Origin of the sequence: Maribacter halichondriae (assembly GCF_027474825.1) — a bacterium.
Classification (GTDB): Bacteria; Bacteroidota; Bacteroidia; order Flavobacteriales; family Flavobacteriaceae; genus Meishania; species Meishania halichondriae.
In genome coordinates this window covers 281,813-294,156 of sequence record NZ_CP107030.1, presented here as the reverse complement: position 1 = coordinate 294,156, position 12,344 = coordinate 281,813, and the positions used below count along the sequence as shown (strand labels likewise).

General features: G+C 43.2%; 10 protein-coding genes. 6 read left to right on the top strand and 4 right to left on the bottom strand.

What is annotated here, in order from left to right:
- Nucleotides 1–6: 6 nt before the first annotated feature.
- The 4 genes from N8A86_RS01370 to N8A86_RS01355 are packed head-to-tail and all read right to left on the bottom strand — an operon-like array spanning nt 7 to nt 3,311.
- Complete coding sequence (locus tag N8A86_RS01370; RefSeq protein WP_273567436.1) at nt 7–1,131, bottom strand: ThuA domain-containing protein; 1,125 nt, start codon at nt 1,129–1,131, stop codon at nt 7–9.
- 18 nt (nt 1,132–1,149) lie between these two features.
- The gene (locus N8A86_RS01365; RefSeq protein ID WP_273567435.1) at nt 1,150–1,410 is read right to left on the bottom strand and encodes a sugar phosphate isomerase/epimerase family protein; all 261 of its coding nucleotides are present in this window, start codon (nt 1,408–1,410) and stop codon (nt 1,150–1,152) included.
- Nucleotides 1,407–1,988 carry a sugar phosphate isomerase/epimerase family protein gene (locus N8A86_RS01360; protein WP_273567434.1) on the bottom strand — a complete coding sequence of 194 codons (582 nt, stop codon included), beginning with the start codon at nt 1,986–1,988 and terminating at the stop codon, nt 1,407–1,409. Before N8A86_RS01360 ends, N8A86_RS01365 begins: the two co-directional genes overlap by 4 nt.
- Nucleotides 1,989–2,042: 54 nt before the next feature.
- Nucleotides 2,043–3,311, bottom strand: coding sequence for an MFS transporter (locus tag N8A86_RS01355; RefSeq protein WP_273567433.1), 1,269 nt, complete (start codon nt 3,309–3,311; stop codon nt 2,043–2,045).
- A 245-nt stretch (nt 3,312–3,556) separates the two neighbouring features.
- On the opposite strand from N8A86_RS01355, the gene N8A86_RS01350 reads away from it, so the two are divergent.
- The 6 genes from N8A86_RS01350 (at nt 3,557) to N8A86_RS01325 (ending at nt 12,343) form a co-directional block, all read left to right on the top strand.
- Nucleotides 3,557–4,606: a sugar phosphate isomerase/epimerase family protein gene (locus N8A86_RS01350; protein ID WP_273567432.1), complete on the top strand. Its 1,050-nt coding sequence runs from the start codon at nt 3,557–3,559 to the stop codon at nt 4,604–4,606.
- 64 nt (nt 4,607–4,670) lie between these two features.
- Nucleotides 4,671–5,825: a Gfo/Idh/MocA family protein gene (locus N8A86_RS01345; RefSeq protein ID WP_273567431.1), complete on the top strand. Its 1,155-nt coding sequence runs from the start codon at nt 4,671–4,673 to the stop codon at nt 5,823–5,825.
- 175 nt (nt 5,826–6,000) lie between these two features.
- Nucleotides 6,001–7,113 carry a zinc-dependent alcohol dehydrogenase gene (locus N8A86_RS01340; RefSeq protein ID WP_273567430.1) on the top strand — a complete coding sequence of 371 codons (1,113 nt, stop codon included), beginning with the start codon at nt 6,001–6,003 and terminating at the stop codon, nt 7,111–7,113.
- 58 nt (nt 7,114–7,171) lie between these two features.
- The gene (locus N8A86_RS01335; protein WP_273567429.1) at nt 7,172–8,191 is read left to right on the top strand and encodes an NAD-dependent epimerase/dehydratase family protein; all 1,020 of its coding nucleotides are present in this window, start codon (nt 7,172–7,174) and stop codon (nt 8,189–8,191) included.
- Entirely contained in the window at nt 8,188–9,156 is a 969-nt protein-coding gene (locus tag N8A86_RS01330; RefSeq protein ID WP_273567428.1) for a Gfo/Idh/MocA family protein, read from the top strand. Before N8A86_RS01335 ends, N8A86_RS01330 begins: the two co-directional genes overlap by 4 nt.
- Nucleotides 9,157–9,535: 379 nt before the next feature.
- A complete protein-coding gene (locus N8A86_RS01325; RefSeq protein ID WP_273567427.1) occupies nt 9,536–12,343 on the top strand; it encodes a PVC-type heme-binding CxxCH protein in 2,808 nt (935 codons plus the stop codon).
- Nucleotide 12,344: the final 1 nt, after the last annotated feature.

Genomic DNA, 12,344 nt, shown 5'->3' with positions numbered 1-12,344 from the left:
CCCGATTTATTCGAGGTCTTCAATGTTAAGGTTTTTATCGACCCAATATTCATCGGTCTTAAAACCGTACGCAGAAGGATTAAAATCTCCGACCAACTCCACATTTGCTTTTTCAGCCACGGTTTCGTCCATGGCCCAGAAAACACCGTTGATCAATAACCTACGAACACTTTCATTCAACATATCGGTGGCCGAACCAATGGTAGAGGTGAACGCTTTTCCTTTTTTGCCATCTGGCAGTTGGTAGCTTTTGGTCCAAGCAATGGGCATAAGAATTTTATTGACTTCTAGACCCTCGTTGTTTTCTGTGGCGAGTTCTGTATCGGTAGGTTTCATCCCAAAGAAAATATCATTTTCATCAAATTCACTTTTCCTATTGATGACCTGCCCCAAAATGATGGGCTGACTGTCTCCCGGTAAGGGCAAACGTACCCCGTAGACATCGGTCGGCCCCCAAATTGAACCGCTCTCGATTCCGTTTACTATCGGATGTGACCCTGCGTCCTCTGCAATCACTCCGCGCGTGCTTTGATGTTTATGATACCCATGGTGGGTATGCCATTTTTCACCGAGTACCAAACGCCCGAAACCATCCGTCCATTCTGTTTTGTCACCTTGGGAGTAGTTACCATAGTGCCTAAAATTAGAAGTAGAATCTTTTTGAAAATTGAAAGCATGGGTGGCTGTGCGAATACCTACTAAAGGTTTACCTGCTTTCAAGTATTTGTCGAAATGTTGCATCTGTTCATCAGGCAACGCACGGAACCTCGTGAACAAGACCATCATATCGGCGGAATCCAAAGCTTCCAAGCCCGGAATATTCTTGACATAGTTCGCATTGACAATTCCTGGCTTTGCAGGATCTTGTGCGAAAAGAACCGTGCATTTGAATCCATGATGCGTTGATAATATTTTTGCCAACTGTGGCAATGCTTCCTCGGAACGGTATTCCTCATCCCCGGAAACCAAAACAATATGCTTTGCATTATCGCTATTTCCTTCGAAGGTTAACAATTGTTTTGGGGCTTCCAAAATCTTTTCAACCTCCCTTTCCGCTGCTTTCTTTTTCTCGGTTTTTTCTCCACAGGAAATCAGAACACAACAAAATAAAAATAGATATAGCTTCTTCATAAATGGTATATTTTGAAATTAAGCCCCGATTCCAGCTTTTATGAATTTCAATCCCTCGGTATAGATTTCCTTGGATGGCGAATAGTCTCTCCAAACGTTAATGGCATTGGCAAACTCTGGAATAATCGTACTAAAAGCCTCAATCGTCAACCAACCATCGTAACCGATTTCTTTGATAGTAGGAAAAACATCGTCCCACTGCACTTGTCCACTTCCTGGCGTACCACGATCATTTTCACTGATATGGATATGTTTTAATACGGGTGCAATGGTTTTCAAAGCTCCGGATTGACTTTTTCTTCAATATTGCTATGATGCGTATCGTACATGGCCCCCAAGTTGGGGTGATCGACGGCTTCCACCAAAGTTTTCAAATCGGCCATAGTATTATAGAGATAGCATTCAAAACGGTTCAATGCCTCAGGACAAAGCATGATGTTGGCTTGCCCGGCGTACTCGGCGGCATGACGCAGCATTTCGGCACTCCGTTTTCGTTCGTCTTGCGTAGGCGGTTGTCTGGTGAAGTAAGCAAAACTGGAATGGATCGGCCCACAAATATTCTCGGCCCCCAACGCTTCAGCATTATCGATGGCCCATTTTAGTCGGTCTAAGCCTGCCTGACGAACACTTGCATCTTTACTTGAAATATTTTCTTCGGGTGCAAGTCCGGTAACCGTGGTTACTCCTAGACCTAAATCCGCAAAATGGTTCCCGAGTTTGGTGTAGTGCGAAATGTCTCCATCGCCCATATAGAGTTCGATACCGTCGTATCCGGTTTTCTTTAGGTTGTCTACAATATGATAATGCTCCTCCGTCACGTGATTGGTCCAGAGGAGCATGTTCATTCCTATTTTCATAAATAAAATATTAATTGTCATTCCGGCGAAGGCCGGAATCTCTTTCTTTTATTCTTAGAGCTCAGTCGCAGGCTGACCGCTAGTAGCATCGGCGGCCGTTGTTTTGTTTCTGTTTTTCATCCAAAAATATAAAATGGTAAACAAGACAATTAATATTCCTGGAAAAAGCGTCATAGTCTTAAGGGTTTCCTGTCCAGTCGCTAATTCCATGGCATCGCCAGATAGTCCCATCGAAGTTGCTTTTTCACGTGCTGCATCGATCCAACCGCCAAAAATAGGCTGCATATTGGCCGTCATGAACATACCGATCGCCCCGATGACCGACATACCCAATGCTCCGCTCTTAGGTATTTTTTCTGCTACAAAGCCAATCATATTTGGCCAAAAGTAGCAAATGCCCAAGGCAAAAATAACTGCTGCAACATAGGTCATGGCACCTGTTTGCGTACTCAGCAAAAAGATACCTAGGGCAGCTAAAATTGCAGATCCCAAAAGAACGCCGGTCTGATCAAACTTGTGGACAAAATCTCCTCCAAAATAACGACCGATTGCCATAACGCCACTGATTAAAGCTAAAATTAACATGGGAGCCGCACCACTTTTCGCTAGAATCAATTGTACCCATTGGTTGGGCACGAACTCTGTAATCGCGGTCATCGCCATACAAATCGCTATAAATATAAAGATGGGAGATGCCATACCTTTTAAATTCCCTTTTAACGTTTTAGCCTCTTGGACTCTTGGTTTAGGAAACTTTTGGCCAAAGAAAAGGTATGCATAAATTATGGTTGGCACTAAAATAATCCAAATCTGAGCTTGCCATCCCAAATTCATTTTGGTCATGAAATAACTGACAAGACTCCCTATTACAATCCCTCCCGGAAACCACATGTGGAATCGATTCATCAGGGTATTCATTCGTTTACCAGTAGCACTATCGGCTATCATTGGATTGCAGGCAGCTTCAGTACAGCCATTGCCCAATCCGATAAAAAGTGTTGAAATTATTAAAGTCCAGTATCCTCCGGCAAAAATAGTCAGCAGAATTCCGAGTGTGTGTGCGAAGAATGCAAATTCCATAATTCTCTTAGGGCCAATGGTATGGTATGTCAATCCTCCCACTATCATGGCAATCGGGAAACCAAGAAACCACATCATGTTGATATCCCCTAGTTGTCCGGCGGTTAACCCAAAGGCTTCTTGTAGTTCTGGTAACACACCAGCTCTAAGGCTAAAAGAAAAAGCAGTTGTTATCAAAGCAAAGCAACTACCATAAAAAAGCCGATTCGTGTTTACACCAGCATTGAAATTTTTATCTTCCATAATTTAAATTGTTTGGTTGTACTATTATTTTTTGTGGTCGTAGTGTTATTTCAGCCTATAAGTTTACTTACTTTTTTGCTATTATCATAATTAATTTGTTCAAGTCTTGCCGGTTTGTCACAAAATAACCATCTGTTTTATAAAACCAACAATTATTATACTAGGCAGTTGGTGATTTTTATTTAAATTAGTGAACTTGTGTCTGTACACAGTAATATCAGCAGAAAATCTAAAATACAAGTAAAATGCAAAAGAACAACTATCCCAAACTCCACAACGCCTCTTGGCCTGGAGTGGTCGGCAAAGGACCCGATTCTGAACCCCCAATTGACCTTGATACGATGTTAAAACTTACGTCACAGGCGGAGGTGAACGGTCAAAAATTTGATGGTGTCGACTTGTTTTTAGCAGATCCACATGTCAGTATCGATTCGACCGACGATGATTTGAAACGGTTGGTTGATAAGGTGCGTTCCTATAAGTTGGAAATCGGAAGTTTTGTAGCCCCTGTTTGGGCGGGCACAGGTGGCGGCTCAGCCATGGGTTCAGCCGAAGAGCGTGGAAACTTCGTTACTCAAGTGAGAAAGGCCTGTGAAATTGGCAAGAAATTGGGTGATATGGGAATCCGGCCCAACGGGGTCGTCAGGATCGATTCTTCGGTGGATCCCGAAAGTTGGGCTAAAGACGAAGTCGGAAATACAAAACTAATCGCCCAGACCTTTCGTGAAGCTTGTGATGTCGCAGCCGATTATGGTGAATCTTTAGCTGCCGAAGGCGAAATCTGCTGGGGCGGCATGCACGGCTGGAAAACAATGCTAAATACCTTAGAGGCCGTCGATAGACCGAATATAGGTTTTCAGGCCGATATGGCGCATACCTTATTATATCTTCTTGGATATAACAAAGAGGATGAACGCATTTTACCAAAAGATTTCGATTGGAACGATAGGGAAACATTGACTGAAGGACTGAAAACTCTGACAGCGGCCCTTCGACCTTGGACTATAGATTTCCACGTCGCCCAAAATGATGGAACGGTCTTCGGAGCGGGTGACCATGATAAAACCGGAAGACATTGTCAAGCCACAGATCCCAATGGAAAATTGGATATAGCAGTCGATGCCGGACATTGGCTACGTGATGAAAACGGAATCCTAACGAAAAAGTTCAAGCACATCTGTTGGGACGGCTGCATGTTCCCCAATGAAGTTATGATGAAACAACAAACCTGGAACGATGTTTTAGGCGCTATGATTAAAGTGCGTGAAATGCACGGATGGTATGAAGCAGAGTAAAAGGAGTTCCCCCTCCCTCGGAGGGGGTTAGGGGGAGGACTTTTCACGATAACACTAATTAAAAATGAACAAAAAAGAACTAAGAGTAGGCCTAGTAGGTTACGGATTCATGGGCCGCACCCATTCCAACGCCTATAAACGTGTGGGAGATTTTTTCCCTGAGCTAAAATACAAACCTGTTCTAAAAGCCGTTTGTGCAAGAAATGAAGAAAGGGTAAAGGCCTTTGCAGAACAATGGGGTTATGAATCCATAGAAACCGATTGGCGAAAATTGATTGCGCGTGACGATATCGATGCCATTGATATTTGCACGCCAAATAATATGCATGCGGAAATCGCTATAGCTGCTGCTGAGGCAGGCAAGATGGTGCTTTGCGAAAAGCCGTTGGCGCGAACAGTTGCTGAGGCACAGCCTATGGTCGATGCAATTGAAAAAGCGGGTGTTCCGAATACTGTATACTTTAATTATAGACGTATTCCAGCGGTAACTTTAGCGAAACAGTTAATAGACGCAGGAAAATTGGGTAAGATTTTTCACTTTCGGTCTAACTTTTTACAAGACTGGACCATCAGCCCCGAACTCCCCCAAGGTGGAGAAGGACTTTGGCGTTTAGATAACGACGCGGCAGGTTCGGGAGTAACAGGAGATCTGTTAGCGCATTGTATCGATACGGCCATGTGGTTGAACGGAGGCATTAAAGATGTTTCCGCAATGACCGAAACTTTTATTAAAGAAAGAGTTCATACGGGAACCGGTGAAAAACAAAAAGTGAGTATTGATGATGCGTGTATCTTTCACTGTCATTTTGACAACGGTTCTTTGGGACTTTTCGAATCGACACGATATGCAAGAGGTCATAAGGCCTTGTTTACTTTTGAAATCAACGGAGAACATGCTTCCATCAAGTGGAATTTACATGAGTTGACCCGACTGGAATATTTCGACCATCGCGATGAATCCATAGAAAGGGGATGGCGTTCCATTCACGTTACCGATGGTGACCAACCCTATATGGACAAATGGTGGGTGCCTGGATTATCAATAGGATACGAACATAGTTTCGTGCATCAAGTGGCGGATTTTCTAAAGGCTTTGGGAGAAGGTAAACCTTGCTCCCCAACTTTCAAGGAAGCCCAAGAAACCCAAAAAGTTTGCGAAGCCGTATTAGAATCCGCAAAATCAAAAAGCTGGAAAGATACCGGAGTTCAATGGAGGTAATCATTTGGCAACAGCGGTAAGCAGTAAAAAGTAATAAGTGGAAAGTAAAAAGTGAGGGCTTTTTGAACTTGAATTTGATATTTGAATTTTTAATCGCAAACTCTCTGTGAAACTCTTTTTTCTCTGTGTAACTCTGTGAAATAACCTATCCAATACGAACGATTATCAATAATAAATGAAAGAAAAAACAAAAGGCTTTTGTCTTAAAGGAAAGGAAAAAATCTATCCAAATTCCGGTGTATCCGTAACAAGCAATGCAGCGGTAGTCGATATGGAGATTCCAGAATTGAAAGAAGGGGAAATTCTTGCTAAGACGTTATACACAGGTATATGTGGTTCGGACAACAGCGCTACAATTGCCAAAGCTAATTTCGATTGGGTACAACGCCCCCGAATAATCGGCCATGAATTCAGCGCAGAAGTTTTGGAATTAGGGCCGGGGGATCATGGCGATGTTAAAGTGGGGGATATTTTCACCCCCTTGGCGATGTTAGGATGTCGAGACGAAGAATGTCCGGCTTGCAGCGTTGCCAAATGGAATCTTTGTCCGCAAAAAGAAATTATAGGCTTTCATAGAAATGGCGGTTTTGGGCAACGTGTGGTTTTAGAATCGGATCGCGTTGTTCCCTTAATGAAAGGTTTGACTCCAGCTCAAGGTGCTTTGGTAGAACCTTTATCGATAATTACAAATGCGCTTTATAATAAATGTGATATTAATCCAGGGCAAGATGTTGTGGTTACCGGTTGCGGAATAATCGGACTGATGTCTGCGGAAGTAGCTCGAGCTGCAGGGGCGAGAGTAGCCGTGACGGGCATTGCACACGACCGAGACATTCGACTTAAAAAAGCAAAAGAAAGAGGATTCATCACTTTAGAGGTTTCTCCGGAAAACACCTTAACTTCCCAATTGCAAAACGGAATCACCGACGAAAACGGGGTTCCTTTTGGGACAAATGGCAAAGTTGATTTACTTATCGAATGTTCAGGAGTTCCCGTGGTATTGACCGAAGCAATTGATGTAGTTCGACCAGAGGGAGATATTTGTGTCATTGCAACCTACGGGCAAGAAGTTTCCATAAACGCAACACATTTGACACGTACTTCCATGAATATGAGAGGTTCTATGGGTTCATGCAGAGAAGATTACATGTCGGCGATGAAGTTGATGGTTACAGGTGTATTTCCCGCAGAACACTATACCGATTTCTATGATTTTGAAAATGTGACCCAAGCCTTCGAAGATTCCATAAAAGCGAAAAACATGAAAGCTGTTGTAAAAATGAACTAACGAATTCCCCCTTTGAAGGGTGCTAGGGGGATGTTTTTCCTTGTTTAAACATAATTTAATGAACAAAATATTCATTACAGGCGGAACAGGATGTATCGGTTCCGTTACTATTTATAAACTATTACAATCCGAAGAAGTCGGTAAAATAGTGGTCGCTTCCCGCTCCAATAATACAGCCCCCTTAAAACTATGGTTAGGTGAAGACTTAGACCCACGTTTAGAATTTGTGACTTTGGATGTTTCAAACTATTCTGAAATTGAACAGGTGTTGCTCGAAGTAAATCCAACACACATCATCCACTTGGGCGCCTATCAAAGTCCTGATTGCTCACGCGACCATATTGGTGGAATGGAAATAAATACAGGTGGTTCTATGGCCCTATTCGATGCCGCTGAAAAGCTACCGAATTTAAAACGCTTTGTATTCGCCAGTTCCGCGGCGATCTATGGAATGCGTTCCATGTATTCGCAGGAAATCATTTCTGAAGAGGTACCATTGGCTCCGCCCAATCATTATGGAATTTGGAAATTGGCCGGAGAACATTTGGCGCGTTTGTTTTATGACAATACGAAGGTTTCAACGGTTTGTTTGCGAATCAATACGACCTACGGAAAAGGGCGGGACAAAGGAAAAACATCTGCTCCAACGAATGCTTTAAAAGCAATAACGATGGGAGCGGTTTCGGGAGAAGTAATGCCTTTTGAAATGCCTTACCAAGGTCGGGAGAACTATCATTTTGTAGAGGATGTCGGTGCCCAATTCGCAGCGGTCACTATACAAAGTTTCGAAGGTTTTGGGGCATTCAATATTCAAGGAGAAACCATTCCTATAAAATCATTTTTAGAGTTAGCGGCCTACGAAGCAGAAAAACTGGGAATGGGCAATTTCGCATCTTTGTCGATTACAAACAACGCTCCCCCTAACCTTTTTGTCTGTGATTTGGACCATACGAAAATTGCGAGTACCTTTTCAAACCTTCCATTAACCACTATTTCTGAGGGCATTCGAAAATCATTGTTAGAATTTAAGGCCATGGCCGAAAAAGGAACATTAGAATATTCAAAACCAGCCTCATGAACACTATAGGAATCGGATTCATAGGAGCAGGCGATATTGCCAATCTGCACGCAGAAGCTATAAACGATTTAGAAGGTGCCGAGTTAATCGGACTATGGAACCGCACTCCCGAAAAGGGGAAGGTTAAAGCGGAACAATTCGGTTGTAAAACCTACGACTCGGTTGACTCACTTTTAGCCGACCCAAACATTGATGCAGTTTTCGTATTGACCAATATGGAAACACATTGTGAATATACCATCAAGGCTGCTGAGGCAGGAAAGCACATTTTGGTGGAAAAACCAGCAGCTTCAAGCATTGCTGAATTGGAACAAATGCAAACGGCCATAGAAAAGGCCGGGGTAAAATGTATGCCCGTACACAATTATATTTACGAACCTGGCATTGAACGTGCGAAAGCCATGATTGAAGATGGAAAGCTTGGTAATATTGTACAGTTCTATATGATGTATAATATTCATCATGCAGATGAAATACGAGCACGTTATCCCGGTGTAATTCGTCAGATTTTGACGCACCACAGTTATACCATGTTGTATTTGGCGGGCGAACCAAAAACAGTTTCCTGTATAATGAATACCGTTGATGATACTATTGCGCCCCAAGAAAATGTGGCCATGGCGAACATTCAAATGAAAAATGGAACGCTAAGTCACCTTTGTGCCAGTTTTGCAAACGATGATCATGCCGGAGATCCATGGACTTGCATCATAAAGGTTATAGGAACCAAAGGTAGCACACGCTACAGCTATCGTGATTTTGTCATTAATGACAGAAACGGAGCACATTCACAGACCTATCAGAACTATCCTGAATCTATAAAAAACACGGCGACGCATTTTATTGATCAAGTGGTTCGAAAAGATGAACAGCCACTGTCAAGTTTACATGATGCGATTACTTGTCAGAAGATTATCGAGGCCTGTGAATTATCCGTAAAGAATGGAATTCATGTGCAATTATAAAGAATAAATACACCAACATTATGCTTCGAAGTTTAATAAGGATTATTGGGTTTTTCGTTTTATTAACTCTGATTTTGGTTGGTTGCACCGACAAAAAGGAGGGAGCCATACCAGTACATAAAAACGACCATATCGTGCTAATCGGAAATAATTTAGCATCGCGAATGCTGAATTTCGGCCATTTTGAGACCGAGATGCAATTGCGCTATCCGGATAGTTCACTATTTATTCGAAATATGGCGGATCCTGGCAATACTCCCGGGTTTCGACCACATTCCTCGAGAAAAGAGCCTTGGGCATTCCCGGGGGCAGATAAATTTTATAAGAATGCATTGGGGAATAAATCGGGAAGTATCGGTTTTTTTCCAACGGAAGATGAGTGGCTGACCAATTTGGAGGCCGATGTAGTCTTGGCTTTTTTGGATACAATGAATCGTTCGAAGGCGAAGCAGGATTACAGAATTTCAAGGACGAACTACATGCATTTATTGTACATACCAAAAGTCAAAAGTACAATAGCGAAAAGGCACCTCAATTGGCGCTGGTTTCGCCAATAGCCTTTGAAGATCTTTCCTCAAAAATGGATTTGCCAAGCGGCGTAGAGGAAAATAAAAATTTGAAACGATATACCGAGGCTATGCGTGAGGTAGCGGCAAAAGATAGTGTTCCTTTTGTGGATGCTTTCACACCGACTACAGCATGGATGGCGACCGAGGTAAGCCATATTACAGCAGATGGGTTTCAGCTCAATGATAACGGGTATCAAAAATTCGCCAAACTTTTAGCGGATGAAGTTTTTGGAGTAGTACCTGCAAAAGCAGCTACGAATCGTGATTTGGTCCATGAGGCTGTGATGGAGAAGAATTGGTTTTGGCATAATGAGATAAAACTCCCGAATGGAGTACATGCATGGGGTCGACGTTATGACCCTTTCGGTCCGGCCAATTATCCGTTTGAAAAAGAGAAGATTAATCAAATGACCGCTATTCGTGATAGTGCCATTTGGGAAGTCGCAAAAGGCGGAACTTTTGATATAGTAGCTGCCGATGCGAAAACCGAAAAGCTCCCGCCGGTAAAGTCGAATTACGACCCGGGTATGGGCAATGTTGAGGAAGGTTATAAATATGGGGAGGATGCTTTAAATTCAATTAAAGTCGCCAAAGGATACAAAATCGAACTTTTTGCTTTCGAGAAGGAATTTCCAGATTTGGCAAACCCTGTGCAACTATCATTTGATAACAAAGGAAGGCTTTGGGTAGGGGTTATGCCCAGTTATCCGCATTACAAACCGGGTGACGAAAAGCCACAGGACAAACTGATTATTCTTGAGGATACCGACAATGACGGTAAGGCCGACAAGCAAACAACTTTTGTCGATGATTTAAACTTAACCATCGGTTTTGAGTTTGCCCCAGAGGGTGTTTATGTCTCCCAAGGAACTAATTTGGTACTCTTAAAAGATACTGATGGTGATGACAAAGCCGATGAAAAAGAAATTATTTTAAGCGGATTCGACGATCATGATACCCACCATACTGCGGGAGCATTTGCGGCTGACCCATCAGGTGCCATTTATATGGGAGAAGGTGTATTTCTTCATACTAATGTTGAAACCGCTTATGGGCCGGTTCGGGCGACCAACGGAGGTTTTTATCGGTTCAGCCCGCAACGTCATCGTTTGGAAAGAACAGCGCAACTGCCGATTCCAAACCCTTGGGGAATAGCCTTTGACGACTGGGGGCAACCATTTTTTGCTCATACTTCAGGTCCGGATATGACATGGATGACTCCTGGCACTATTGAATCCAGATACGGACAAGCAAATCCACTACCGAAGAATTTGATACAAGATGAGCATCGTGTGCGACCCACCTCAGGGCTCGAATTTATTTCGAGCCGCCATTTCCCGGATGAGGTACAAGGTGATTTGATTATTAACAATACTATCGGATTTCTAGGAACGAAACAGCACACCATGATAGACGACGCCGATAGTTCGGGATTTTTGAGTCGTCATCGGCAAGATTTGGTCACCTCTACGGATACGAATTTCCGTCCTGTAGACATGGAGTTCGCTCCAGATGGTTCTTTATATTTAATCGATTGGCATAATGTACTCGTCGGGCACATGCAGCATAATGCCCGAGACCCCTTACGCGACCATGTGCACGGTAGAATATATCGTATTACCTATCCTTCACGACCTTTGGTTGAACCTGCAAAAGTGGCGGGTGCCACTATCGAAGAACTACTTGATAACTTAAAGCTGCCTGAATTCAGAACACGATACCGAACGAAAAGGGAATTACGAGGTCGTGATTCAAAAGAAGTGTTGTCGGCCATAAAAGATTGGGTTAGTGGTTTGGACAAAAATGACCTGAGATATGAGCATCATGTACTCGAAGCACTTTGGGTTACCTGGGGTCTCGATAAAGTGGATGCCGATTTATTGAATCAAATGCTGAACGCTAAGGATTTCAGGGCAAGGGCCGCGGCGGTCAAAGTTTTGAGGTATTCGGGCCATCAAATTCAAAATCAAGCCGACTTGTTGATGATCGCTGCCAAGGACGATAACCCAAGGGTGCGATTAGAGGCTTTTGTTGCAGCTTCTTGGTTGGACAAAGATGTTGGATTGCCGATTATTGAAACCGCGGGAAAAATGCCATTGGATAACTGGATGGAAAAACCCTACGAAGCTGCTGTAGCGCATATTCATGATGTGAATGTAGGTCAAGATCCCGAAACAAAGGGGACCAAGACTGATTTAGAAGGTGCCGAAAAAGAACTCTTCGTTATGGGTGAGGAAATCTACAAACGGGAAGGATTTTGTATAACCTGTCATCAATCGGACGGTAAAGGTTTAAGTGCTTCGCAATTTCCGCCTTTGGCCAAATCGCCATGGGTAACAGGTAGTACAGACCGACTCATTAAATTGACCTTGCACGGCATTATGGGACAATTGGAATTAATGGGAAAAACCTATCCGGGTCAAGTACCGATGACGCCCTATGGAGGTATGTTGAACGACCATGAAATGGCCGGTGTACTGACTTTCGTGCGAAATACATTCGACAACAAAGCCTCCGCGATTACTCCAGAAATGGTCAAAAAAGTGAGGGAGGAAACAAAGGACAAACAAGGGTTTTACACCCCTGAAGAGCTGTTAAAGGACCACCCGATGGAATAAA